The sequence below is a fragment of the Bacteroidota bacterium genome (assembly GCA_025059945.1).
Classification (GTDB): domain Bacteria; phylum Bacteroidota; class Rhodothermia; order JANXDC01; family JANXDC01; genus JANXDC01.
The window spans coordinates 1-23,912 of the sequence record JANXDC010000015.1; the positions used below are offsets into that span (position 1 = coordinate 1).

At 64.3% G+C, this 23,912-nt stretch carries 20 protein-coding genes and 2 tRNA genes; 6 read left to right on the plus strand and 16 right to left on the minus strand.

The window, feature by feature from the left end; genetic code table 11:
* Nucleotides 1–111: 111 nt before the first annotated feature.
* Both NZ993_07965 and purL read left to right on the plus strand, forming a co-directional pair.
* Nucleotides 112–2,232 (plus strand): prolyl oligopeptidase family serine peptidase, encoded by a 2,121-nt coding sequence (locus NZ993_07965; protein MCS7155726.1) that lies wholly within the window; start codon nucleotides 112–114, stop codon nucleotides 2,230–2,232.
* A gap of 59 nt (nucleotides 2,233–2,291) precedes the next feature.
* Nucleotides 2,292–4,526 (plus strand): phosphoribosylformylglycinamidine synthase subunit PurL, encoded by a 2,235-nt coding sequence (gene purL / locus NZ993_07970; protein MCS7155727.1) that lies wholly within the window; start codon nucleotides 2,292–2,294, stop codon nucleotides 4,524–4,526.
* Here the strand turns inward: purL and ptsP are convergent.
* Both ptsP and NZ993_07980 read right to left on the minus strand, forming a co-directional pair.
* The gene (gene ptsP, locus NZ993_07975; GenBank protein MCS7155728.1) at nucleotides 4,520–6,292 is read right to left on the minus strand and encodes a phosphoenolpyruvate--protein phosphotransferase; all 1,773 of its coding nucleotides are present in this window, start codon (nucleotides 6,290–6,292) and stop codon (nucleotides 4,520–4,522) included. The genes purL and ptsP overlap by 7 nt on opposite strands.
* A 4-nt stretch (nucleotides 6,293–6,296) precedes the next feature.
* Nucleotides 6,297–6,563, minus strand: coding sequence for an HPr family phosphocarrier protein (locus tag NZ993_07980; protein MCS7155729.1), 267 nt, complete (start codon nucleotides 6,561–6,563; stop codon nucleotides 6,297–6,299).
* Nucleotides 6,564–6,587: 24 nt separating this feature from the next.
* On the opposite strand from NZ993_07980, the gene NZ993_07985 reads away from it, so the two are divergent.
* Both NZ993_07985 and NZ993_07990 read left to right on the plus strand, forming a co-directional pair.
* Complete coding sequence (locus tag NZ993_07985; protein MCS7155730.1) at nucleotides 6,588–7,457, plus strand: purine-nucleoside phosphorylase; 870 nt, start codon at nucleotides 6,588–6,590, stop codon at nucleotides 7,455–7,457.
* A gap of 11 nt (nucleotides 7,458–7,468) precedes the next feature.
* Nucleotides 7,469–9,151 carry a tetratricopeptide repeat-containing serine protease family protein gene (locus NZ993_07990; GenBank protein ID MCS7155731.1) on the plus strand — a complete coding sequence of 561 codons (1,683 nt, stop codon included), beginning with the start codon at nucleotides 7,469–7,471 and terminating at the stop codon, nucleotides 9,149–9,151.
* Here NZ993_07990 and NZ993_07995 read toward each other — a convergent pair.
* From NZ993_07995 to NZ993_08005, 3 genes are all read right to left on the minus strand, one after another.
* Nucleotides 9,148–9,342 carry a DUF2892 domain-containing protein gene (locus NZ993_07995; GenBank protein ID MCS7155732.1) on the minus strand — a complete coding sequence of 65 codons (195 nt, stop codon included), beginning with the start codon at nucleotides 9,340–9,342 and terminating at the stop codon, nucleotides 9,148–9,150. The two genes, NZ993_07990 and NZ993_07995, sit on opposite strands and share 4 nt — an antisense overlap.
* A gap of 63 nt (nucleotides 9,343–9,405) precedes the next feature.
* The gene (locus NZ993_08000) at nucleotides 9,406–11,805 is read right to left on the minus strand and encodes a hypothetical protein (protein ID MCS7155733.1); all 2,400 of its coding nucleotides are present in this window, start codon (nucleotides 11,803–11,805) and stop codon (nucleotides 9,406–9,408) included.
* Nucleotides 11,802–12,914: a metallophosphoesterase gene (locus NZ993_08005; GenBank protein ID MCS7155734.1), complete on the minus strand. Its 1,113-nt coding sequence runs from the start codon at nucleotides 12,912–12,914 to the stop codon at nucleotides 11,802–11,804. Before NZ993_08005 ends, NZ993_08000 begins: the two co-directional genes overlap by 4 nt.
* A 117-nt stretch (nucleotides 12,915–13,031) precedes the next feature.
* On the opposite strand from NZ993_08005, the gene NZ993_08010 reads away from it, so the two are divergent.
* Nucleotides 13,032–13,436 carry a DoxX family protein gene (locus NZ993_08010; protein ID MCS7155735.1) on the plus strand — a complete coding sequence of 135 codons (405 nt, stop codon included), beginning with the start codon at nucleotides 13,032–13,034 and terminating at the stop codon, nucleotides 13,434–13,436.
* A gap of 73 nt (nucleotides 13,437–13,509) precedes the next feature.
* Here the strand turns inward: NZ993_08010 and NZ993_08015 are convergent.
* The 10 genes from NZ993_08015 to NZ993_08060 form a co-directional block, all read right to left on the minus strand.
* Nucleotides 13,510–13,593, minus strand: a tRNA-Leu gene (locus NZ993_08015).
* A gap of 7 nt (nucleotides 13,594–13,600) precedes the next feature.
* Nucleotides 13,601–13,673, minus strand: a tRNA-Lys gene (locus NZ993_08020).
* 63 nt (nucleotides 13,674–13,736) lie between these two features.
* Nucleotides 13,737–15,539, minus strand: coding sequence for an aspartate--tRNA ligase (gene aspS / locus NZ993_08025; GenBank protein MCS7155736.1), 1,803 nt, complete (start codon nucleotides 15,537–15,539; stop codon nucleotides 13,737–13,739).
* Between the two features lie 68 nt (nucleotides 15,540–15,607).
* Nucleotides 15,608–16,537 (minus strand): J domain-containing protein, encoded by a 930-nt coding sequence (locus tag NZ993_08030; protein MCS7155737.1) that lies wholly within the window; start codon nucleotides 16,535–16,537, stop codon nucleotides 15,608–15,610.
* Nucleotides 16,538–16,606: 69 nt separating this feature from the next.
* Complete coding sequence (locus tag NZ993_08035) at nucleotides 16,607–17,647, minus strand: extracellular solute-binding protein (protein ID MCS7155738.1); 1,041 nt, start codon at nucleotides 17,645–17,647, stop codon at nucleotides 16,607–16,609.
* Nucleotides 17,644–18,402 (minus strand): hypothetical protein, encoded by a 759-nt coding sequence (locus NZ993_08040; GenBank protein ID MCS7155739.1) that lies wholly within the window; start codon nucleotides 18,400–18,402, stop codon nucleotides 17,644–17,646. Before NZ993_08040 ends, NZ993_08035 begins: the two co-directional genes overlap by 4 nt.
* A gap of 11 nt (nucleotides 18,403–18,413) precedes the next feature.
* On the minus strand, nucleotides 18,414–19,538 hold the full coding sequence (locus NZ993_08045; protein ID MCS7155740.1) for a 4-phosphoerythronate dehydrogenase: 1,125 nt from the start codon (nucleotides 19,536–19,538) through the stop codon (nucleotides 18,414–18,416).
* A gap of 419 nt (nucleotides 19,539–19,957) precedes the next feature.
* The gene (locus NZ993_08050) at nucleotides 19,958–21,202 is read right to left on the minus strand and encodes a cation:proton antiporter (protein MCS7155741.1); all 1,245 of its coding nucleotides are present in this window, start codon (nucleotides 21,200–21,202) and stop codon (nucleotides 19,958–19,960) included.
* A 49-nt stretch (nucleotides 21,203–21,251) separates the two neighbouring features.
* Nucleotides 21,252–21,539 (minus strand): hypothetical protein, encoded by a 288-nt coding sequence (locus NZ993_08055; GenBank protein ID MCS7155742.1) that lies wholly within the window; start codon nucleotides 21,537–21,539, stop codon nucleotides 21,252–21,254.
* A gap of 44 nt (nucleotides 21,540–21,583) precedes the next feature.
* The gene (locus NZ993_08060; protein ID MCS7155743.1) at nucleotides 21,584–22,213 is read right to left on the minus strand and encodes a DUF2461 domain-containing protein; all 630 of its coding nucleotides are present in this window, start codon (nucleotides 22,211–22,213) and stop codon (nucleotides 21,584–21,586) included.
* Nucleotides 22,214–22,342: 129 nt separating this feature from the next.
* On the opposite strand from NZ993_08060, the gene NZ993_08065 reads away from it, so the two are divergent.
* Complete coding sequence (locus tag NZ993_08065) at nucleotides 22,343–23,035, plus strand: SOS response-associated peptidase (protein ID MCS7155744.1); 693 nt, start codon at nucleotides 22,343–22,345, stop codon at nucleotides 23,033–23,035.
* On the opposite strand, the gene NZ993_08070 is transcribed toward NZ993_08065, so the two are convergent.
* A complete protein-coding gene (locus tag NZ993_08070; GenBank protein ID MCS7155745.1) occupies nucleotides 23,022–23,870 on the minus strand; it encodes a hypothetical protein in 849 nt (282 codons plus the stop codon). The genes NZ993_08065 and NZ993_08070 overlap by 14 nt on opposite strands.
* Nucleotides 23,871–23,912: the final 42 nt, after the last annotated feature.

A 23,912-nucleotide genomic window follows, 5' to 3' on the forward strand; every position in this document is an offset into this window, starting at 1 on the left:
GCAAAACAAGATACACCCCCGCCTGCTCTTGCGCTAGCCTTGGGCCGGCTAGCTGGCGTTTTCGAGCCGGGATTTCGGATTTTTGACCCCGCAGGCAAGGAGGAAAACGCCATGCGCAGGCTCTGGATCGCGCTCTTCTGGCTTCTGGAGGCCTTGACGCTGCATGCGCAACCGTTGGTGTATCCGCCTGCGCGGCGGGACGCCGTCGTGGACGTCTACCATGGCATGCAGGTGTCGGACCCGTATCGGTGGCTAGAGAACCCCGAAAGCCCCGAGACGCAGGCCTGGATCGAGGCCCAAAACAGGCTGACTTTTTCCTGGCTGGCCCAGATTCCGGAGCGAGAGCGCATCCGCAAGCGGCTCCTAGCGCTCTGGAATTACCCGAAATACGGCCTACCCCGACAATATGGAGGCCGATACTTTTACACCCTACAGGAAGGACTGCAAAACCAGCCCGTCTTGTATTGGCTTGGCAGCGCCCGGGATAGCGGCCGGGGACGGGTCGCCTTGGACCCCAACGCGCTTTCGGCTGACGGCACGGTGGCGCTCACAAGCTGGGTTCCGAGTCCCGACGGCCGGCTGCTGGCCTACGGCACCAGCACCGGAGGCTCGGACTGGCAGGTCATCCGCGTGCGGGATCTAGAGCGCGATCAAGACCTGCCCGACGTCATCCGCTGGGTCAAGTTCAACGCGCCGGCCTGGACGCCCGACGGAAGGGGCTTCTTTTACGCCCGCTACCCGGAGCCGACCGGAGCTGCCCTGCGCGAGCCGAATCGGCACATGAAGCTCTATTACCACCGCCTGGGCACCCCCCAGGAGGCCGACCAGCTTATCTACGAGCGGCCCGATGACCCGGGACTCGGCTTCAGCTGCCGGCTTACGGAGGACGGTCGGTACGCGATCATCACGATCTGGAAGGGGACCGATCGACGCAACCGGATCGCCTACATTGACCTGCAAGACACCTCTTGGCGCGTCGTTCCCCTGCTAGACGCCGCAGACGCTTCCTATGAGTTCGTCGGCAACACGGGAAGCGTGTTCTACTTCCTCACGGACCGGGACGCGCCCAAGGGGCGCCTGATCGCCGTGCACTTGGCCCGTCCCCAGCCGGAGCACTGGGAGACGATCATCCCCGAATCGGAGGCCGTGCTGCAGGATGCCGTGCTGCTCAACTACCACTTTGTGGTGCACGAGCTGGTGCACGTAAGCAGCCGGCTAGCCCTGTACAACATCGAGGGCCGGCGGGAGCGGGAAATCCCCCTTCCCACGCTGGGAAGCGTAACGGGGCTGAGCGCCCGCATGGACGACACAGAGCTTTTCTTCGGCTTTACGAGCTTCCTGTATCCGACGACGATCTATCGGTTTGATTACACCACCAAGGGGCTAGAAGTCTTCCGCGCGCCCCGGCTGCCGATCGATCTGGGGGCCTACGAAACGCGCCAAGTTTTCTACCCAAGCAAAGATGGCACGCGCGTACCCATGTTTTTGGTGCACCGGCGAGATCTGAAGCGGGATGGCTCCAACCCCGTTTACCTGTACGGCTACGGAGGCTTCAACATCAGCCTTACGCCGAGCTTTTCGGTCGCGAACCTGATCTGGCTTGAGCTCGGAGGCGTATACGCCGTCCCCAACCTGCGCGGTGGAGGCGAGTACGGGGAGGCCTGGCACCGGGCCGGCATGCGGGAGCGCAAGCAAAACGTCTTCGACGACTTCATCGCGGCGGCAGAATACCTCATCCGGGAAGGGTACACGCAACCCAAGCGGATCGCCATCGCGGGGGCCTCCAACGGCGGGCTGCTGGTGGGGGCCGTTATGACGCAGCGGCCCGAGCTTTTCGGGGCCGCGCTGCCGGCCGTGGGCGTGCTGGACATGCTGCGCTATCACAAGTTCACCATCGGCTGGGCCTGGATTCCCGAATACGGCTCGGCCGACGATCCGGAGCAGTTCCGCTACCTGATCCGGTATTCGCCGTACCACAACGTGCGGCCGGGCACCTGCTATCCCCCTACGCTCATCACCACAGCCGATCACGACGATCGGGTGGTGCCGGCGCATTCGTATAAATTCGCCGCCGCCCTGCAGGCGGCCCAGGCGTGCGACAAGCCGATTTTGATCCGCGTTGAGACGCGCGCCGGACACGGGGCCGGCAAGCCCGCAAGCAAGCAGATCGAGGAGCTGGCCGATCGCTTCGCCTTCCTGGTGCGCGTTCTGGAGCTTAGATGGCCCTCATAGCCGGCCCTCGAGGGCCGTATCTTGGCGCCGAAACCCAAGCCTACGCTTCCGCAGCCGATATGCCCCAGACGCTTTCTCGCGAGCCCGAGGTGACGCGCGAGCTGGCGCGTGCCCACGGACTTACGGATGAAGAATACGACCGGATCCTGCAGATCTTGGGCCGACAGCCCACGTACACGGAGCTCGGCATGTACGCGGTCATGTGGAGCGAGCACTGCTCCTACAAGAACTCCATCGCCGTGCTCAAGACGCTGCCCCGCTCAGGAGGGCGGCTGCTTGTGGCGGCCGGAGAAGAAAACGCCGGGCTTGTGGACATCGGCGACGGGCTGGCCGTGGCCTTCAAAATCGAATCCCATAACCACCCCTCGGCCGTCGAACCCTATCAGGGGGCGGCCACGGGCGTGGGGGGGATCCACCGGGACGTCTTCGCCATGGGGGCCCGGCCCATTGCGGCGCTCGACTCCCTGCGCTTCGGATCCCTGGACAACGCCCGGGTGCGCTACCTCTTCGACGGCGTGGTGCGCGGGATCGCCGACTACGGAAACGCCTTCGGGGTACCGACCGTGGGCGGGGAGATCTACTTCGACCCCGCCTACGAGGGCAACCCGCTGGTGAACGTCATGAGCGTGGGTCTGGTGCGCGTAGGCCAGACGGCCCGAGCCGCGGCCCGCGGCCCGGGCAACCTAGTCATGATCGTGGGCTCCGCGACGGGACGCGACGGCATCCACGGGGCCACGTTCGCCTCCGAGGTCCTGCAAGAGGACTCCGAGGCCAAGCGCCCCAACGTGCAAGTGGGGGATCCGTTTACGGAAAAGCTGCTGCTTGAGGCCACTTTAGAAGCCCTGCGCACGGGCGCCGTTGTGGGCCTACAGGACATGGGCGCAGCCGGGCTTACGTGCTCCAGTTGCGAAACGAGCGCGCGCGCCGGAACGGGGATGCGCCTGTATCTGGAACGCGTGCCCCTGCGCGAGCCGGACATGTCCGCCTACGAGATCCTGCTGTCGGAATCTCAGGAGCGCATGCTGCTGATCGTCCAACGGGGACGCGAAGAAGAGGTGCTGGAGGTCTTCCGCAAGTGGGACCTTCCGGCGGCCCTCATCGGAGAGGTCACAGACACGGGCCTTGTGGAGGTCTACCACCACGGGGAGCTCAAGGCCGCAGTGCCGGCCTCCTCGCTGGTCCTCGGCGGAGGCGCGCCGGTATACATCCGGCAGGCCCGCGAACCGGCCTATCTGGAACGAACGCGCGCCCTGCGGCTTGCGGACGTGCCCTTGCCGAAGAACCTTGAAGCGGTCTTTCTGCGGCTGCTCGATAGCCCGAACATCGCCTCTAAGCGCTGGGTCTACGAGCAGTACGACACCATGGTGCGCACGAACACCGTCGTGGGCCCTGGCCCCTCGGATGCGGCCGTGGTGCGCATCAAGGGCACCCGCAAGGCCTTGGCCCTGAAGGTCGACGGCAACGGGCGTTACGTGTACCTCAACCCCCGTCGGGGAGCGCAGATCGCCGTGGCCGAAGCCGCGCGCAACGTGGTCTGCTCCGGAGCCCGGGCTTTGGCCATCACGAACTGCCTGAACTTCGGCGACCCCTACAATCCCGAGGTCTACTGGACCTTTCAGGAGGCCGTAGCCGGCATAGGCGAGGCCTGTCGGATCCTGGGGACCCCCGTTACGGGCGGCAACGTGAGTTTCTACAACGAAAGCCCCACGGGCGCCATCTACCCCACCCCGACCATCGGGATGGTGGGGCTCATTGAGCCTTTTCCGGATCGGCTCATGACGGCCGGCTTCAAATCCGCAGGGGACCTGGTGTGGCTGCTCGGCCAAAACCGGGAGGACATAGGGGGTTCGGAGTACCTGGCCTGGATTCATGGGCGCGTGGCGGGCGATGCGCCCTACCTGGACTTGGACGAGGAAAAGCGGCTGCATGAGCTGCTGCTTGTCCTTATCGCCGCAGGGCAGATCCGCTCCGCCCACGACGTCTCCGATGGCGGGCTGGCCGTGGCGCTGGCCGAGTCCTGCTTGTTCGGAGGCTTGGGGGCCCGCATATGGGTGCGGGATCCCATCCGGCCTGATGCGCTGCTCTTCGGCGAATCCCAGTCGCGCGTAATCGTCAGCGCGCCCCCACAGACCAAGGCCGCCATCGAAGCCGAGGCCCGGCGCTTCGGTCTTGCCGCCTCCCTGCTGGGCCGCGTAGGCGGGGATCGGCTCCAGATCAACGACTGGATCGATCTGCCCCTAGAACAGATTCGAGAGGTCTACGAATCGGCCATTCCGCGCCGGATGGCTCAGTAGTCCTCGAACACGAAGGGATCCGGTTCGGGGCAGCTGGCCTCGCGCCAGGCGCGCAAGCGGGCCTCGATCTGGGCCGTGTGGGGCAGTTGCAGCAGCTCCGCCGCCAGCGATCGCGCTTCCTCGTAATCGATGGCCCGGATCGTGCGCTTGATTTCCGGCAGCATCACGGGATTGACGCTGAGCTCATCTAACCCCAAGCCCACCAGCAGCACGGTGGCCAGCGGATTGGAGGCCATCTCCCCGCAGAGGGCCACAGGAACCCCCTTCTGATGGGCGCCGTCGATGATGTGCTTGAGCGTGCGCAACACAGCGGGGTGAAATTCCTGATACAGGTTGGCCACTAGATCGTTGCCTCGGTCGACGGCCAACAGGTACTGGATCAGGTCGTTGGTGCCGATGGAGACGAAATTGACGCGTTCGGCGATCTGATCGATCAACACGGCCGCCGAGGGCACCTCGATCATCACGCCCACGGGCACGCGTTCGGCTATGGCATGACCCTCGGCCCGCAGCTCCGCAAGCGCGCGCTCGTAGTGTGCATAGAAGCGCTCAAGTTCCTCCAGACTCGCCACCATCGGGATAAGCAACCGAACCGAACCGTGGGCGCTGCTGCGCAAGATGGCCCGCAGCTGAGGGCGCAGCAGCTCCTCGGGCCGATCCAACAAAATCCGCACCCCGCGCCAGCCCAAGAAAGGGTTGGGCTCCCGGTATGTGCTCAGGAGCACCTTGTCGCCGCCTACGTCAAAGAGCCGCAGGGTGGCTACATGGGGCCGAACGGCCTGCACGATCTCCCGGTAGTAGGCGTACTGCTCCTCTTCCGAGATGAACTTACCCCGGGCCAAGAACAGAGGCTCCGAACGATACAGGCCGATGCCGTCGGCGCCCTGCTCGGCGACGAAGGGCAGCTCTTCGCGGAACTCCAGATTGGCCCGGAGCCAGATGCGCCGTCCGCAGCGGGTCTGGGCCGGAAGCTGGGCGAGCTCCTCTCGTTGGGCTCGCAGGCGCTGCTCTATGAGGCGCTGGCGTCGCCGATACAGACGCAACGTGGGCTGGGTGGGGCGCAGGATCACCCGGCCCGTGTAGCCGTCTACGATCAGCAGATCTCCCGGAGAAGCCTGGTCGGTGATGCTGTGCAGCCCTAAGACGGCCGGCACACGCAGGCTGCGCGCGATGATAACCGTATGCGAGGTAGGACCGCCGAAGTCCAACGCCACCCCTCGGATGTTGCGGCGACTGAAGAGCACCAGATCCGCCGGGGTCAGCTCATCGGCTACGACGATGCTGGAATCCTCCACGTCCGAAAGCAGGCGCCCCTTCTGCAGGTTGCGCAACAAGCGCTCCTGCACGTCGCGCACGTCCGCGGCCCGCTCATCCCAATAAGGATCCTCAGGAGCCCGCATGCGCTCCAGGAAGGCCTCGAATTCCTCGTGCACGATGGCCTCGGCGTTAAGCCGCTCGGCTCGGATGCGCTGCTCGATGTGCTCGTAGACGTGCGCGTCGCGCAGCATAAGCAGCTGAGCTTCGAAGATGGCCGCCGCCTCCGGATCGACCTTTTGACGGGCGATGTCGATGATCTTGCGCAGCTCCCGTTCGGAACGCTCCAGCGCCTCTCGGAACCGAGCGACCTCTGAGTCGAGCTCCTCAAGGGCTAGATGCCGATGCGGGATATGGGGGCGCGTGCGTTCGAACAAAAACGCCGGGCCGATGGCGATGCCGGGCGATCCGGGAATGCCCCGCAAGCGGACCTCCGGCTTCGTTCCCCCCATGCGGTTACTCCTCTCCAAAGCCAGTAGCGAACAACTCCGCCAAAGCGCGCGCGGCCTCCTCCTCATCGGGCCCCTCTACGCGCAGGGTCAGGCGGCAGCCGGGCTCCGCGGCGAGGGTCATGACCCCGATAATGCTTTTGCCGTTTACGGCAAAGCCATCCTTGAGGATGGTGATGTGGGATCGAAACCTCGAGGCCGTCTTCACAAGCAAAGCCGCCGGACGCGTGTGCAGACCGGCCTTGTTTTTGATCTCCACCTCCAGGATTTTCATGCTCTAACTGCGATCGTGGGCTACATGATAGCATCCGCTCCCGAAGGGACGCAATCCGGAACCTTTGAGCACGCGCACCACTTGCGAGAACTGGCCCAACAGGCCGCGGCGCTGGTGCACGCTCGCGTTTCGCTGCGCCCCGATACGGCCCTTATACTGGGCTCCGGGCTGGGGGAGATCGCGGAGTCCGCGCAACCGATGGCGCGCATCGCCACGCGCGACCTTCCGGGCTATCCGGCCTCCACGGTAGAGGGCCATAGCGGATCCTTGATTTGGGCGTACTGGGGCGAAATCCCGGTGCTCTTCGTGCAGGGCCGGGTTCATTTTTACGAGGGCTACTCGATCCAAAAAAGCGTCTACCCCGTTCACTTGTTGCACGCCCTGGGCGTTCGCAATCTTATCCTAACCAACGCCGCAGGGGGCCTTAACCCGCTCTTCCGGCCGGGGGATCTCATGCTCATCCGAGATCACATCGCCTTCGGGTTCACCAACCCCTTGCGAGGATTAAAGGGCGCAGAAGCCGGACTTTATGGGGCGCGTATCCCCTATGATCCGGACTGGAGCGAAGCGCTGCTGCGCGCAGCCCTTCTGGAGGGCATTCCCCTGCGGGAGGGTACGTACCTGTGGACGCGCGGGCCCTCTTACGAGACGCCTGCCGAAGTCCGCATGTTCCGTCGTTTTGGGGCCGACGCCGTGGGCATGTCCACGGTGCCCGAAGCGCTGCAGGCGCGCTTTTATGGTATGCGCGTAGTGGGCCTATCGGCCATCACAAACCTGGCCGCGGGGCTCAGCGCCCGCCCCCTTGCACACGAAGAGGTCATGGCGCAAGGCCGGGCCGTGCGCGATACAGTGGCACGGCTATTGCTCCGGTTTTTGCAAGAGGTAGCTAGATAGCCGCTTGGATAATGCGCGCGCTTCTTGCCGTTGGACTCCTCGCTCTACAGGCCACCTCGGCCGCAGCCACCGTGGTTTTAGTCGAGGTTTCGCCCACGATCGCGGGCCGCTGGCAGCCGATTACGATCGCCGTGGAGCTCCTGCTAGATCCTGCGCGGTCTCCGGCCTGGGCGCTGGAGCGCCTACGCGAAAGCCGCATCCGCGAGCAGCTTCAAGATCACGTGGAATGGCTGTCCGAACAGGTACCCACCCCAGAGCAGGCGCTCCTGCTGCCGCACGGCGTGCGGCGGCTTCGTGCGCTATACCGCGTGCGCACCGGAAAACCGGGGTGGCTTCGGCTGCCCCCCTTACGGCTGAGCCCCGCCTTGCAGGCCGAACCGATCGCCCTGCCGGCTGTGCTCGTCTATACATACCGGCCGGAGCTAGCCCAGTCCCTAAGCGCCACGTTTGCACTTGTGGCGGAGCGTCGGACGGGCTTTCGCCCTCAGCTCAGGGTCCTGCAGTACGGCTCAGCTTTTCTGCTGCGACCCGATGTACTTGTTACCAGTTTTCACGTCCTGGTGGGCGCCGAACAGGCGCGCGTGCGCCTGGATGAGACCAGGGAGCTCGTGCTGGATCGAGCTTGGTGGGCTGATCCGCAAAACGACGTGGTGCTCCTATATGTGCCCCCGCAGCAATGGCACAGGCTGGGGCTGAATCCCCCGGTGCTCTCGGTCCGGCCCGCGCCTCCGGAGCCCGATATGCCCGTTTTCGCTTTGGGCTGGCCCGGCGGGGTCTTCACGACCACGACGGGGCTATGGGAGAGCGCGCTTCACATGCCTGGACGCGCCCCGCAGCATGTGAGCACAAACGCCGTCTTTCCGGGTTTAAGCGGAGGGGTGCTCGTGGACTCCCTTGGACGCGGGATCGGCATGATCATATCCGGTCAAGGGGACCGACGTGCGGCATCCCCACGATCGGGGCCACAGGCTAACGTGTGCGTGGCCGTCGACCTGCGGTGGATTGAGCAGGTCCTGGAGCGACTCAGCACACCTCCGCGGCCGCTGCGGACGCTTGTCGGAGAGCGCATTATACGCGAAAACCCATACGCGCTGGCCATGACCTTGGAGCGGTGGGCGGAGGCCTTCGCGCAGCTTGCGCCGCGCGAACAGGAAGCCCAAATGGCCCGCTTGGGCCGCCTACTGGCCCGAGACACCGCCGATGCCGGCCTGTGGTATCTGGTCGGATCGGCCCTGCTGCGGCTGGGGCGTCGCGCCGAAGCCGAGGCCGCCTTAAGGCGGGCGCTGCAGCTGTTTCCAGAGCATTTCGCGGCTCGCTACGGGCTGGCTGTCCTGTATCTGACGCAACGCCGGCCCCAGGAGGCCCGTATGCTGTGGCAGGAGCTACTGCGATATCGATCCCTAAGGACGCTCGCCGCATATGGGCTAGCGCGCAGCTACTTAGGGGAGGGCCGCTACGAAAGAGCGCTTCTGCTGCTGCAGGAGCTGGTGCGCGGCCAACCGGAGTTTGCCGCCGGGGTCTTTTGGTTGGCCTATTGCGAGCTTATGCAAGAGCGTCCGGATATGGCCCTCTTATGGGAGGCCTGGCTGGCGTACCTGGAGCCGCTCTGGGCGCGCCAGCTGGCTCTTATTCGCACCACACCCTTGTTGCACCCTATGCGTCCGCTGGAGCTGCCGCTTGTGGCCCTGTATTAGGCTCTTTTCGGCTCGCAGGTAGATAGCCCCAAGAGCCTATACAGAGGACAAAAGCGCAAAAACGCCGTGCCCAACAGCACGAGCCCCAGCCATCCCCAGGGGGTCTGAGGCCCCACGAAGACCAAGCTCACCAGCGCTAGACCCAAAACCAGACGGATTATACGGTCCACTTTGCCTACATTGCAGCGCATAGATGGCGCTCCTCCTGCCATGGTTCCACCTCCTCATTAGATGCCAGCTGGGGGCCGCACAGGTCATGGGCCTACGGAGCTAAAACGCTGCAACTGTTCGATCCGCAGCGGCTCCACCCCCAGATGAGAGGCGAAAAGCTCCCGCGTGGTGCGGTCCGTTGTAAAATACAGCAGCTGCCATCCCTCTTGAACCATACGACCAAGCCAGCGCACCGCGCGCTCCTTGCGGCCCTCGTCGTCGTAGGTGATAAAGGGGTCATCTAGGATCAGAAAGGCGGGCTCTTGTTTGAGCAGCTGCCGCAGAAAGGCCACGCGCAGGGCGAAAAGCAGCTGCTTGCGGGCTCCGTCGGAAAGCTGGGCTTCGGGCACAGCCAGTCCGTCGGCGCGCAGGGCTACGAAGCGCTCTGCGTCCGGCTCGTAGCGCACGTCCACATATCGCTCGTTGAGGGCACAAAAGATCCGCACGGCCGCATGCTCTCCACCGGCGCGCAGAAGCTGATCGATCAGGCCCCGCTGATCGCGCTCTAGGCCCTCCAGCACGCAAGCGGCCCAGGTGGCGGCCAGCCGAAGCTCTACTAGCTCCAAAAGCGCCTCTCGGTCCTCTTGCCAGCGGACGTATAGTTCGGCGGGGCTGCGCAGGCCTTTCTCGTAGAAGGGCAATTTAAGCTGCTCCAGCCGACGCTCGGCCTCCTGAAGCGCCGCCTCAAGCTCTTGCAGGCGCACCTCGGCCTCTTGAAGAGCCCTCTGCAGGCGGGCCTGAGCCGCCTCCAGTTCCGGGCCGGAAGGCAGCTCGTCGGCCTGTTGCGGTTCTGGGTGCTCTACGAGCCAGGATTCGGCCTTCTCTATCGGCGTCTGCGTGAGGGTCTGCCAGCTGCCCACGAGCTGCTGTAGGCGCCTTTCCAGGGATTGGCGCTCCCGCAGCTTCTCCTCCAGCGCCTGACGCTCCGCAACCCCCGTTCGCTCTCGCAGTCGCCCGAGCTCCGCCTCCACGGTCCGTCGCAGGGCGCGGACGCGCTCAACGGGGTCCTGTGTGGCCGGATCCCAGTCGGAAAGCCACGTGCGCAGGCTGCGTTCGAGCTCTCGCATCGCGGCCTGCTGTTGCTCCCGCTCCGCGCGCAGCTGGGCGCGCTCGGCCTCCAGATCAGCCCGCCGGGCCGCGAGGTCCTCGCGAAGCCGCGCCTGCACAACTTCCAGGGCCTTTGGCAGATCCTCAAGGGGGCTTTCGAAAGCGAACAGGCGTTCCAGTTCGGCCCTGTAAAGCCGGCGTTGCGCCTCAAGCTTACGCAGCTCCACTTCAAGGCGCACTCGGTAAAGGCCCGCCCCCAACCCGCAGAGCAAAAGCAGCAAGCCAGGCCAAGGCGTCCCAGATAGCGGCGGCGAAACCAGAAGCAGCACGCCCGCCAGGGCCGCAGCTGCCGCCACCGCAGCCAACCAGGCGGTGCGGGCTTGCCGCCGTTTTGCGGCCTCCCAGGCCCTTTGCCAGGGTCCGATCTCAGCCTGAAGGCGAATCAGGCTCTCCTGGCGACCGCGTTCCAGCTCCTCTATGCTGCGGGCGCGCGCCTCAAGCTCGGCCTCGCGGGCGCGCCACAGAGGCTCCTGGGCGGAAATGCGGATGCGCTGATCCCGGTAGCTTTCGGCCAGCTCCTCAAGCTTGCGCCACGTCTCCCCCTGCGCCTCTAGCTGCGCCCAGCGGGCGGAGTCCTCAAAGCGATACCGGGCGAAGGCCTCCAGCTCCTGACAAAGCAGGCGATAGCTTCGGTACAGGGCCCACGCCTGCTGCGCGATCCGGCGCCGACGAAGCCCCTCCAGCTCCCGAAGACGCCCCAGCAGCTCCTCGCGCTCTTGGCGGAGCTGCCGTAGGCGATCGCGCAGCTGCTCCGCGGCGCGCTCAGCGGCCTCTAGTTCGGCGAGTTTTCCGATCAAACCTTCCCAGGTGCGCAGACGGGCCTCTAGCTCCTGAACCCGACTTCGGTACGGGGTCGCCCGCTGATCGCTCCACTCAAGCCCCGGGGTCAGGCCGGCGCGTTTGATCAGGCGGTCCCGCAGCTGGCCTATGCGCGCCATCGGACCCAGAGCGTGGCGCAACAGCTCCCGCATAAGCGGGGTGCGGTCCCGGTCCTCTCGGGTCAGCTCCAGCTGCCCGGAGCGCACCACAAACAGACGGGCCAGCTGCGGCTGCGTCCAGCCCAGAAGGCGCAGCAAGTGCTCTCCGCGATCGGCTCGAAACCGATACCGCTTGCCGCGCACCTCTACCTCGGCCTCGGCCCGTATGTCGGCAAAACGCCCCGCGTCAGCTCCGAAAACCTGTTCCGGCCTAGGGAAAAGCGCCCACGTTATGGCCTCCACGAGCGCGGTTTTGCCCTCCTCGTTGCGGTCATAGATGAGGGCTACGGGACCGGGGCTCCAGGAGAGCCCCTGAAGCGGACCACAGGCCTCCACCCAGATGCGGCAAAGCCGGATCATGAACCCTCAAGCAAGGCCCCCACGACGAGCTCCAGGGCGCGACGGCGCACTGCTTCGCGGGAAAGCTCCCGCGCCCATCGGGCCAACCCCTCTTCCAGGCGAACCACTGGATCCGGATCGGGCGGTTCGGCACCGAGGATCGACTCAAGCAAGGGCTTTAGGGGCTCCGGAATCTGCACGGGGGCGAATTCGATCGTTATCTCGGCCCAGCGGCCCCGATGGGCGCTTCTGAGCTCCTGCAGCCGAGAGCGAAAATCGCGCTCCAAACCGGAAAGGAAGCCCTCTACGCGGAGCCGCAGCCGAACCTGCTCTCCCCCTTGCCTCAGCAGCCGATCGAGCTTTTCGAGCGCCTCCGAATCGTTGCCGTAGACGTATTCCCGAAGGAACCGGATCTCCGGCACGCCTTCAAGCGCCCGCGCATACAGCCGCGCAGAGCCCGGACCCAGCTCCACCAGCGCGACGTATCGAGGGCCGAGCTCGGTCTCGTTTAGCGGCACGGGCGTGCCGGGATAGGCCACGGTCGTGGTGCCCACTTGAGCGCTCAGGTGCTGATGCCAGTGCCCCAGGGCCAGATACGCGATGGGACGCCCCAAGACGTCCTCGGCTAACAAGGGGCAATCGCGCCCCCAATCAAGGCCTTCGTGCTGCGCTAGCTCCCGGTTGCGCCATTGCGGGGCGCGATGGTAAAAACTCACATGCGCCACAAGCACCACGGTCTGCGCTCCGGCCCATCGCGCCTGCAGCCGATCCAACTCCCGCACGGCTCGTCGGCCGGAGCGAAACCAGAGCCCATCGAAGAGCACTCCGTTTTGTTCAACCGGCTCCGGCCCGAGTACGCGCACGTTTTGGCCAAAGTCCGCTCCTTCGCAGAAGGCCTCCTCATCATGATTGCCGGGGATCAGGAGCACGGGGCGCTCCAGGGCCTCAAACCAGCGCCGAAGCTCCGGGCGCAGCTCATAGGCCGCCCGGGGGTCGTCAAAAAGATCTCCGGCCAGGACCACGACCTCGGCTGGATCGCGCTCCAAAATCGCCTCTATGGCCTCGAGCACCCGAAAGCGCTCGGGCCGTTCGGGGTGCAGATGCCAGTCGGCCGAGTGCAGGATCCGCATGACGCGCACAAGTTAACCGGCCTATTTGGGGGTCGGCAACCGCAGGTTGCTTTTCTGCACCCGGCGTGTTATTTCGTCTGACGTTCGGTCCCTTCACAGCAAGAGGAGGTTACCGTCATGACCCTCATGGAGCTTTTGTTCGTGCTCGGGCGAGTGCTGTTCGGGGGGTTTTTCGTGCTCAACGGAATCAATCATTTTACGCGTCAGGCTACGCTCGTTGAATACGCGGCCTCGCGCGGGGTGCCTGCGGCCACGTTCGCCGTAAGCGCCACAGGCGGAATGATTTTGCTCGGTGGCTTTTCGGTGATGTTCGGCATCGTGCCTCAGTTTGGGCTGATTCTCATTATGATCTTCCTTGTGCCGGTTACCCTGAAGATGCACGCCTTTTGGCACATCGACGACCCCGGCCTGCGGCTGGTCGAACAGAGCAACTTCTACAAAAACCTGGCCCTATTGGGCGCGGCGCTCATGCTCATTACGCACAACGATTGGGCCTTCAGCATAAACTTTCTGCGCTTTTAAATTTCGCGCAGCGTTGCCCCAACGCGGTGAAAAAAGAAAAAGGAGGGCGCTCGCGTGAGCGCCCTCCTCCTTGTGCCCAGGGCGAGACTCGAACTCGCACGGCCTTGCGGCCACCACCCCCTCAAGATGGCGTGTCTACCAATTCCACCACCTGGGCGTTTTCGTGAACCCGGCAGGATTCGAACCTGCGACCCACGGCTTAAAAGGCCGTTGCTCTACCAGCTGAGCTACGGGTTCTCAAATCAAGGCCCTTGAAGCCGGGAACGTAAATATACGCCTTTGCCCGCTTGGGCACAAGCACTAAGAGCCCACGGTTTGGGCCCTGGGGAGGGTAACGCGGATGTGTAGCTCCTCTAGCTGCTGGGGCTCTACGACGTCGGGCGAGCCGATCATGAGCTCCTGAGCCCGCTGGGTTTTGGGGAAGGCGATCACCTCGCGCAGGCTCTGGGCGCCTGTAAGCAGCATCACAAGCCGATCGAAACCCAGCGCGATCCCCCCGTGCGGCGGGGCGCCGTAGCGAAAAGCCTGAAGCAGAAAGCCGAACTTCCTCTCCGCCTCCGCTTCGGGGATGCCCAAGAGCCGAAACATCCGACGCTGCAGCTCCGGATCATGGATCCGAATCGAGCCCCCTCCCAGCTCATAGCCGTTGACCACGATATCGTAAGCCTGAGCGCGCACGCGGGCCGGGTCGGTCTGCATGAGCGAGACGTCCTCTGGATGCGGGGCGGTGAAGGGATGGTGCACGGCCACCCATCGGCGCGCTTCGGCGTCCCATTCCACCAAAGGAAAGTCCAGCACCCACACGAAGGCGTACGGATCCGACTGCGGATACAGGTTGCGCGCCTCGGCTAGATGCAGGCGCAAGGCGCCCATTTGGGTGTAGACACTCGGTTTAGGGCCCGCCAACAGCAACCCCAGATCTCCTGGCCGCAACCCGAGAGCCTCGGAGAGGCGTTCCACAAAGACCTCGGGCAGCACTTCGGACTTGACCGAGCACAGCCGCTCACCGCTGGACTGGTATTTGATGTAGAGCAGCCCGCTGGCCCCGAGCTGCTTGCGCGCGTATTCGGTCAGCCGATCCAAGTACGCCCGCCCCAGCTCGGCCTGTCCCGGTGCGCATATGCCCACTACGGCGCCGCCAGCGTCCACCGCCTGACGAAACACCCGAAATGGGGTTTCGGCGGCGATATCGGACAGCTCGCAGATCGGCATACCGGGCCGCAGATCGGGCCTGTCCGAGCCGTAACGCCGGATGGCCTCCTCGTAGCTCAGACGCGGAAACGGACGGAGTATCGAGCGGCCCTGGATGCGCTCCCAGACCTCAACCAACAGCCCTTCGATGAGCTCCAGGACGAGCTCCCGCGTGGCGAAGGCCATCTCCACGTCGATTTGCGTAAACTCCGGCTGCCGATCCGCCCGCAGATCCTCGTCCCGGAAACAGCGCACGATTTGAAAATACCGGTCCAGACCGGCGAGCATCAGGATCTGCTTGTAGAGCTGGGGCGACTGAGGAAGGGCGTAGAACTTGCCCGGATGTACCCGGCTGGGAACCAAATAGTCGCGCGCGCCCTCTGGGGTGCTTTTCGTGAGCATGGGGGTTTCGATTTCCCAGAACCCGTGACGGCTAAAGTAGGCGCGCACGATCTGGGCCGCCTCATGGCGCACGCCCAGAATGCGCTGCATCCGCGGCCGACGCAGGTCCAAATACCGATAGCGCAAGCGCAGTTCTTCGGAAGTTTTGGTTTCGTCTTCGATCTCAAACGGCGGAGTATCGGCCCGGTTCAAGATCTCCAAATCCAGCACCCGAACCTCCACCTGGCCGGTGGGGAGTTTGGGATTAACCGTATCCGGAGATCGGGCCGCCACTAAGCCGCGCACCGAAATCACGTATTCGACGCGCAGCCGTTCAGCCAGCGCATGCGCCTCGGGGCTGTCCTGAGGGGAGAAGACGACCTGCGTAATGCCATAGCGGTCGCGCAAATCCACGAAAATGACCCCGCCCAGGTCGCGGCGGGTCTGGACCCATCCCTGCAGCACTACGTGTTGCCCCACATGCTCCGGGCGCAGCTCTCCACAGGTGTGGGTGCGGTATCCGTGTCGCATCACGATAGCGGGCGTGTTGGGGAAAGCGCCTGAATATACGGCAAGCCGGCGGGCCGAAAAAAGCACCGCTACAAGGGCAGGCCGGCTCTTTGGGCCCAACGGCGCAGCTCTTCGCGTTGGGCCTCGGAGAGCGCACGGGGCACCTCCACGCGAACCGTTACGTACAGGTCGCCTTGAGCCCGATCGGTCTGGACCCCGTGGCCGCGCACGCGCAACAAGGTTCCCGGTTGCGTACCGGGGGCAAGCTTCAGGCGCACCGCGCGTCCATAGGGGTCTTCGACTGTCACCGTCGTTCCCAGCATGGCCTGCACGGCGTTGATGCGGACCTCCGTATACAGGTCATCCCCCTCGCGCCGGAACCGCGCCTCCGGTTCGATGCGAAACGTCACGTACAGATCCCCGGGCACCCCATCGGGGCCCACAAGGCCGCGGCCCCGGTAGCGGACCCGCATGCCGTCTCGAGCGCCCCTGGGGATCATGATGCGCACGGAATCCCCAGAGGGCAGGCGCACCACAGTTGGACCGCCCTCTAAGGCGGTGCGAAACGGGATGCTGACCTCCACGTGCACATCCCGAGCCGCCCGGCCTCGCGGGCGTCGCCCAGCTCCCCCCAACACCTCTTCAAAACCGCCGAAGCCAGCCCCAAACAGGTCACGCAGTAGATCATCGAAGGAGATGTGCGGTCCGCCCTCAAAGCGGAAATGAAAGGTGCCCTGCGGATCCTGGTAAAACCACCGGGGCCCACCGGAGGCCCCAGCGGCGAAACCAAAGGGGTTTTTGCGCAAGGCGTCGTATTCGCGACGCTTTTCCGGATCAGACAGGACCGAGTAGGCCTCGGTGATCTTCTTGAAGCGCTCCTCGGCCTCCTTGTTGCCTGGATTGCGATCCGGATGGTAACGCAAAGCCAGCTTCCGGTAAGCGCGCTTGATGTCCTCTTCGGTGGCCGTCTCCGGCACACCCAGGATCGCGTAGTAGTCCTCTAGTACGTTCGCCGGCATACGCTGTCAGTTTTGCAGTGTAGGCTCGATGCCCCGAATCCCCAGGGATGTGCGCACATACCGTGCCGTTTACGGCGGAGGAGGGGGGATGAGGTTGTGCAGATACTGCGCACCCCGCCCCCGGATATGCTCATCCCAGTACTGCATCCACCGCTGGCGCATGCGCCGAAGACGGCTCCAATCTACGGGCATCGGGCGCAGATCCGCGGGCACCCATCGCGGCAGCTCCTCCGGAGCGATATCCCGCCGCGTCGGAAGCCGGTAAAAGAGTCGACTCTGCTCCAAGAGGGCCTCCCGGGAGGTCACGAATTCATAAAAGCGCCGGGCCCACGACAAGTTGGGCCCGCCCCGCACCAGAGCGATCCCATCTAGCAGCATAGGGGCACCGCTTTTGGGCACGACTACTGCAAAGGGGAACCCGTATCGTTCGGCCTGCAACACGGCGTCCGTGAGGTTCCACAGTGTAATGGGGGCCTCCCCGCGGGCCAGAAGCACGTACAGCTGCGTGGGATCTGCCGCGTAGGTGCGCGTCTGCTCATCTAAACGGGCTAGCCAACGGAAACCCTCCTCTACGGTGGGCTGCCGCAAGATGAGCGCTCCGAATATGGCCTGCATCGTACCGGATACCGGCGGATATCGCAGCAGAATGCGATCCCGCCAACGCGGCTCCAGAAGCTCATCCCAGTCCTGGGGGGCCTCCTCGGAGGAGAGTCGTCGGTGGTTGTAGACGATCACCTCCGGAGTCCAATACAGGCCCACCCAGCGGAAATGCGTATCCCGGTGCGCCGGATCCAGCATGTCGGCCCACGTGGGCCGGTAGGGCTCAAGCAGGCCCTCCTCGGCTGCCTGCTCAAAAAGCCAGCTGGGCCCTCCCCACCATAGGCTGGCCTGGGGGTTGGCGCGCTCGGTGGCGATCCGGTCGTAGATCGCCTGCGAGCTCATGTCCAGCCACTGCACGTCGACCTGCGGATAGAGGCGCTCAAAGGCCGCCTCGTAGTGGGCTAGTTGCTCCTTGCCGTGCGGGGAGTAGATGAGCAGCACGACGCGCTCCGGGCCGCGCTGACAGGCGACTAAAAGCAGCAGCCCGAACATCCAGTTATATCGGCTCACGGTCGTTCCTCCGCCGGTAAGTCCTCGGCCCGAACCGGGGTGTAGTCCCGATACGAGCTTGTGACGCGCACAAAGCGCCAAGCGCGCAGGGGAAGTTTGTAGCGGATGGCGGAGACCATCTTAGCCGGCACCCAGGCCTCTTCTCCAAGCCGGGTGAGCTCCGTGCGCAGCTCTACGTCCAGGTCTAACAGCAGAGAGCGCCGCTCTAGCTGCAGCTCCACAGCCACGACCCGACGCGTGTTCGGCTCCAAGTACAAACGGGCCCGCTTGAGCTCATGCCGACTGGCGCGATGAGGTTTTACCGAGGCCTCGAGCACGTGTACCGGCACATCCCCGACGCTTCCTGAGCCGATCAGACGAAACGCGTAATCGGGCTCATCGCGGGGTCGGATTAGCCCTCCTTCGGATGAGTCCGTCCAACCCAGGGAGAGGGGGCCCTGTCCGGGCTCACCGGAAGCCGAGGGGCGGGATCTAGCGGGGATTCCCCAATCGAAGGTGCCCTGACGGCGTTCGGCCAGCACCTCGCGTTGCGCCTGCCCGCGCACATAGAAGCGCCGCACCTGCCGTTCCTCCCAGGCGATCACGCGGCCTTGGGCGTCTAGCTGTTCGGTGCGGGTCTGCACAACATAGGCGTAGGGCAGGCGGCGTTCGCTCAGGCCTCGCCAGATGTCCCAGCGAGCGCTCCGGAACAGGGCCTGCGGGTCAAGGGAATCGGCCCCGACCCATACAAGGCACCCCATCCATAACCCCATCATGCTGGTCTCTCCTATGGCGGACGAAAACCCAGGAAGCTGAGCAGTTTTGTCAGGACCTCCGGGGCGCGCACCCGATAGGCGGAGAACTCCCGCCGAGGCTTGTAGGTGCGGCGCAGCCGATCGAAGTATGCGCATCGCTCCCCTGGGGGCAAGGCGAACACGGCCCGCAGGGCTTGATCGTCCGGCCCGGGATCGTAGACGGCGTGCACCAGATCCGCTAGCGCCTCCCACAGGGGCCGCCCAGAGGACAGGCTGATCTGCCCGGCCTCCGGCAAATGGGCCTCGGGAGACCAGGTGGGCTCGTAGCCGAAATGCGCGCACGCGGCCCGATACAACGCCTCTACGGCCCGCAGGCGCGCCTCCAAGCTATGGCCCGCTATGTGAGGGGTACCCAGGCGCACGCGGCGCAACAGATCCGGATCCACACACGGCTCCCCCTCCCAAACGTCCAGCACCACGTGGGCCTCCGGATGGCCGCGCAACCATCTGCAGAGCGCGCGCCCATCGAAGACCGCGCCCCGGCTTGTGTTGAGCAGCCAAACGTCCGGCCGCAGCCAGCGGAGCCGGCGCTCGTTGAGCAGATGCCAGGTGGCGTGTCGCCGAGCCCGATACAGGGGAACGTGGAAAGTGACCAGCTGCGCCCCCAGGGCCTCCCGCAGGGGCACAAAACCCTGCTCTCCGGCCTCCTTGCGCGGAGGGTCGCAGCGCAGCACAGACAGGCCTAACTGCTCAAACCATCGCGCTACGCGCTCCCCAATGCGACCGCATCCTATGACCGCCGCCGTCCATCCTTGTGGCCATTGCCCAGAAAGCCGAGCCAGCTTAAGCACGGCCGCCAGCACGTACTCGGCCACAGCCTGGGTGCTGGAGCCCGGAGCGTGCGCAAACGCGATTCCGGCCCGACGCAGGTAGGCCAGGTCCACGTGATCGGTGCCCACGGTGGCGCTGCCCACAAAGCGCACCCGGCTTCCCTGTAGCAGCCGTCGGTCAACGCGCGTAATTGAGCGCACGAGCAGCACCTGCGCCTCTCGAACCTCATCGGGCCCTATGGCGCGTCCGGGATAGGTGCACACCTGGCCCAAGTGGGCGAAGGCCTCAAGCACCCCTGGCAGGTTTTCATCGGCTACGATGCGCATCCATCAAGCGCACCAAGACCATGCGATTCCGTACAAACCGTTTCATCAAAGTGCCCAGGGGCCTGCCCGCGCGGCTTTAAGCCCCTGTGGGGCCCGTTTGAGCGCGCATCCAGGCGCCGCAGCGTCCCGCTACGGCCCCGGCTTGCTGCGCATCTGGATTCGGCCCCATGGAACGCCCCCGCTCGGGACCGCCCCAACGGGCGCAAAGACAAAGGCGTGCGGGGCCCTTCTCATGCCAACCGATTGGGAAAAACTCAGCCTGCACCACCCAAAACAACGTTCGCTTGCCGGTTTTTTCAAGAAACGAGTGAGAACGGCTGCTTCTAGTGGCCATAACACGAAGGGTTGCCTTATGGAGGCGAACCTTCCGATCGAGGATGGAAAAGACGCCCTACATATGTGAGATCGGCCCGTCGAGATCACCGAATCTCCGGCTGCGGTTCTAGGTGGCGGGCCCGAGCGGGGTAGAGCAACTGCAACAGCGGAGTGGCCATGAGCGTGGTCGCGATGGCCATGAGCGCCATCAAGGTGAAGAGCTCGCGCGAGATCACCCCCAAATCGAGCCCGATGTTGAGGATAACGAGCTCCATAAGCCCGCGCGTGTTCATGAGCGCGCCTATAGCCCAGGCCGCGCGCCCGTCTAGGCCCATTAAACGTGCGATCCCGGCGCAGGCCCCGAACTTGCCCGCGATGGCCACGGCAAACACGAGCAGCCCATAGACCCAAACGGATCCATCAAGCAGCAGGGACAGGTCGGTCCGCAGGCCGGTGTAGGCAAAAAACAGCGGCAGCAGAAGTACAGTCACTAAGTCTTCTATCCGCTGGCCTATCTCCCGCACAAAGCTCGGATCCTTCGGCATGGCCAGACCCAGCAGGAAGGCCCCGAAAAGGGCATGCACCCCGATGCCCTCTGTGAGGATGCTTGAGAACAACACCAAGCCTAAGACCACAGCCAATATGTCCTGGCTCACCTGTCCCCGCAGGCGGTACCAGCAGATAAGACGCTCCAGAAGCCTGCGGCCCGGTCCGAGCAGCGCGACCGCGTAGGCGAGTACGCCCAAAAGAGCAAGCGCAGCCAGACCCCACTGCCCGGGACGCACCAAGGCCAACATGAGCGCCAGCATGAGCCAGCCGACTACGTCCTTGATGCCGGCCGCCACTATGCTGATCACTCCTACGGGGCTGTGCAGCAGGTTGCGCTCACTTAGGATGCGGGCCAGCACAGGAAAAGCCGTGATGCTCATGGCCACGGCCATAAAGAGGGCGAAAACCCAACGCGGCACGCCTTCGGGGGCGAAAACCCCATGAAGCCCCCATCCCAGCAGCCCTCCCAGCGCGAACGGAACCACGATGCCTGCCTGGGCCACCCGGACCGCTGCGCGCTGCGTCTGCCGCAACAGCCGAGGATCCACCTCAAGCCCGATCAAGAACATAAACAACACAAGCCCCAGCTGGCTGGCCCCATGCAAAAGGCCCATATGGGAGGGCGGGAAGAGCCACCCCCAAAACCCCGGAGCCAGGTTGCCCAGCAAGGAGGGCCCTAAGAGCAACCCGGCCAGCATCTCCCCTACGACTTGGGGCTGGTGCAGGCGCCGAAAGGCCCATCCGAGGAGCCGGGATACCGAAAGGATCACGCCGATCTGCACAAGAAAAAGCAACAGCATAAGGCCGGCGTCCAGGCGCTCGATGTCACGCTCCGACTAGGGCAACGCGCTACAGTTGCTTAAGCAAGTGGGGCGCGATCGGGATGAGGTATTGGGGCTCAAACGCCTCCTTGTGCACGCCCATGAGCCCAGTGCCCCGAAAGTCCACCACCACGTACGGCCCCAGAAAACTGATGACTTCGCCAATGCCATAATACTGGGGTGCCGGACCGTAGTAGACGAGCTGGCCTTTTTCGAGCCGGTTTCGGGCCCGCCAATGATAGGGCTTGACCACCGGCAGCAGATCCAGCCGGTACCGAGGAGGTGAGGGACGCGATATGCTCGAGCGAGCGGGCACAGCCGTAAGCTACGGGAAAGCGCGGACTTCACGCAACGACCCCTCTAGGGACGAGGGGCCAAGAGCTCCAGTAAGGGCCAAAGCGTCTGGCTACGGGCCAACGTCCAGTCCATTACCTCCGGTCGGGTGGCGGTAGACTCCTCCAGCGCCGTCCAGGCGTACAATTGCTTGTGCAACAACCATTCCCGCGCGGGATGATCGCTCGGATATCCTGTGGGGAGCCTACTTATGCGCTCACCCCGGATCTGAAACCAGGCCCGAAACTCCGGACTCCGTACGATGCCTTCTAGCTCTCGGTAGCGCTCCGCTACGATACGGCGCAACCGGCGCACATAGAAGGCGTCCGTGTTCCAGCTTCCGCCGGCCAGGAAGCAATTTCCAGGCTCCAAGTGCAAGTAGACCCCGATTTCCTCGTCCCAGCGAACCGGAAAGTACAGCCCCAGGTGGGTCTTGTAGGGGTCCTTGTTGGCGGAAAATCGAACATCCCGGTAAATCCGAAACGGAGACCGCTTAGGATCGGCCACAAGCGCAAGCCCCGCCTGCTCAAACCGCGCGGCCAGCAGCTGACAGAAGCGCACGGCTGGCTCCCGGTAGCAATGCTCGTAATCGGCGCGGTGGGCGGCAAACCAAGCCCGATCGTTATGGATTTTGAGCTCGCGCAAAAAAGCGAACAAACCCGCAGGGAACCCCTTGAAATCGTCCTCGGGGATAGAGGGACGAGCATCGAGAAACGGGTTAAACTGCATAGGGAGCTGCACCCAGTTCGCAATGCTTTTAGTAGGCCCCTTTGTTGGCTATCTTTTATGCGGCATGGACACCGAAACCGAAGCCGTATGTGCGGCCGCTTTAGCTTGACGCGCAACCCCCTAGAGGCGGTTTCCCTGCTAAGGGGTCTGGAGCCCCCGGAGCCTTTTCGGCCCCGCTACAATATCGCCCCTGCTCAGCTCGTTTGGGCCCTCATTGCCCCTCAGGGCCGGCTGGAGCTTGCGCTTCTGCACTGGGGGTTCAAGCTCAAAGAGGGCGGCCGGCTCATCAATGCGCGCGCAGAAACGGTCCCAGAAAAACCCATGTTCCGGCGCGCTTTCCGATGGCGACGCTGTATCGTGTGGGCCGACGGCTTTTATGAATGGCGCCGTGTGCAGCCCCGATGGCGAACCCCGTATTACGTTCGCTTCCGCGACCATCACGTATTCGGCATGGCCGGTCTCTGGGAGGAGGTCCCAGATCCGCGGGGAGGGCGGCTGCGGGCGGCCGTCGTACTGACCACAGAGTCCAACGCGCTTCTGCGGCCCATCCATGAGCGCATGCCTCTTATTCTACCCCCAGAGGCCTATGAGGCCTGGTTGCGCGCGCCCGCTGCGGAGCTTAAGCGACTCTGGCATCGGCTGCGACCGCATCCGGACGATACGCTGGAGGCCTATCCGGTCTCCAGGCGCGTAAACGACCCCCGCGTAGACGAACCTGCGCTGATCTGGCCCGCCCTTAGTCGCGCGTAAGGCGTATATACGCCATGGGCTGGCGATTCCAGAGACCTGCGATCGCACAGTATGCGGCGAACAGCTCCCAGGCAAACGGAGGATATCCCAGGTAGCCCAGCAGGGGCATCTCAAACAGCTTAGGCCTGTCGACCCAAGGTACTGCATAGACCCATTTGGGGTAGGAACCGTAATTCCAGAGCTCCCAGCATAGCCCACACAGCAGGGCCCCAAGTCCGAGGGCGACCACCGGACGCCAATCTCCCTGCGCCGTGTGGGCTAGGAGACTGGGCCGACCCGTAAGCACGTTGAGGGGTTCCACCAGCAGATATACAACCCCCCAGACGAAGGGAAACGCATACTGAGGCCAGAGCCCGATGGCGAGGAGCATCAGCAGGCCGCAGGCGAACATGCCGGCAAGCAACGCGCGGCTTGGCCGCAGCCGGGGTCCGGAGCGAAAACGCCGCATCCAGGACCATGTGGCCATCCATTCGGCAGCACCGAAGACGGCGGGCAGGACGGTGGAAAAACTCAAGCTAGCCCAAAAGGCGTATTCTAGATCGCTGAACAACTCGCGCCCCGCATAAGACCAATTGCGCGTGTGGAGGTTGAAGGCTTCAAACAGCCACCAGAGCGGAACCGAGACTACGAACAACTCAAGGTAACGCCGCGGGTTGCGCTTAAGCAGCGAATCCCCCGAACGGGCATACGTCCAAGCGTCAAGGGTTAGGGCAAAGCCCAGCCAGAGCGGAAAGAACCCCCAATGCGTGCGCGGCCCCTCTAAGCCCCAGTTTAGAGCCCAAAAGAGAGCCACTAAAACCAGTCCCCACCGACCATGTGCCGGAAAAGCCCGCATAGATCCGGTTGCTTGTGGCGCTTATCGGGTCCCCCATCAGAC

Excerpts from the sequence above, each read along its gene's own strand:
- NZ993_07990 (MCS7155731.1), top strand. The coding sequence starts at position 7,469 with ATGCGCGCGCTTCTTGCCGTTGGACTCCTCGCTCTACAGGCCACCTCG.
- NZ993_08005 (MCS7155734.1), bottom strand. The coding sequence starts at position 12,914 with ATGCGGATCCTGCACTCGGCCGACTGGCATCTGCACCCCGAACGGCCC.
- NZ993_08070 (MCS7155745.1), bottom strand. The coding sequence starts at position 23,870 with ATGCGGGCTTTTCCGGCACATGGTCGGTGGGGACTGGTTTTAGTGGCT.
- aspS (MCS7155736.1), bottom strand. The coding sequence starts at position 15,539 with ATGCGACACGGATACCGCACCCACACCTGTGGAGAGCTGCGCCCGGAG.
- purL (MCS7155727.1), top strand. The coding sequence starts at position 2,292 with ATGCCCCAGACGCTTTCTCGCGAGCCCGAGGTGACGCGCGAGCTGGCG.
- NZ993_07965 (MCS7155726.1), top strand. The coding sequence starts at position 112 with ATGCGCAGGCTCTGGATCGCGCTCTTCTGGCTTCTGGAGGCCTTGACG.
- NZ993_08010 (MCS7155735.1), top strand. The coding sequence starts at position 13,032 with ATGACCCTCATGGAGCTTTTGTTCGTGCTCGGGCGAGTGCTGTTCGGG.
- NZ993_08045 (MCS7155740.1), bottom strand. The coding sequence starts at position 19,538 with ATGCGCATCGTAGCCGATGAAAACCTGCCAGGGGTGCTTGAGGCCTTC.
- NZ993_08050 (MCS7155741.1), bottom strand. The coding sequence starts at position 21,202 with ATGCTGTTGCTTTTTCTTGTGCAGATCGGCGTGATCCTTTCGGTATCC.
- NZ993_08065 (MCS7155744.1), top strand. The coding sequence starts at position 22,343 with ATGCGGCATGGACACCGAAACCGAAGCCGTATGTGCGGCCGCTTTAGC.
- NZ993_07995 (MCS7155732.1), bottom strand. The coding sequence starts at position 9,342 with ATGCGCTGCAATGTAGGCAAAGTGGACCGTATAATCCGTCTGGTTTTG.
- NZ993_08000 (MCS7155733.1), bottom strand. The coding sequence starts at position 11,805 with ATGATCCGGCTTTGCCGCATCTGGGTGGAGGCCTGTGGTCCGCTTCAG.
- ptsP (MCS7155728.1), bottom strand. The coding sequence starts at position 6,292 with ATGGGGGGAACGAAGCCGGAGGTCCGCTTGCGGGGCATTCCCGGATCG.
- NZ993_08030 (MCS7155737.1), bottom strand. The coding sequence starts at position 16,537 with ATGCCGGCGAACGTACTAGAGGACTACTACGCGATCCTGGGTGTGCCG.
- NZ993_07985 (MCS7155730.1), top strand. The coding sequence starts at position 6,588 with ATGATAGCATCCGCTCCCGAAGGGACGCAATCCGGAACCTTTGAGCAC.
- NZ993_07980 (MCS7155729.1), bottom strand. The coding sequence starts at position 6,563 with ATGAAAATCCTGGAGGTGGAGATCAAAAACAAGGCCGGTCTGCACACG.
- NZ993_08040 (MCS7155739.1), bottom strand. The coding sequence starts at position 18,402 with ATGATGGGGTTATGGATGGGGTGCCTTGTATGGGTCGGGGCCGATTCC.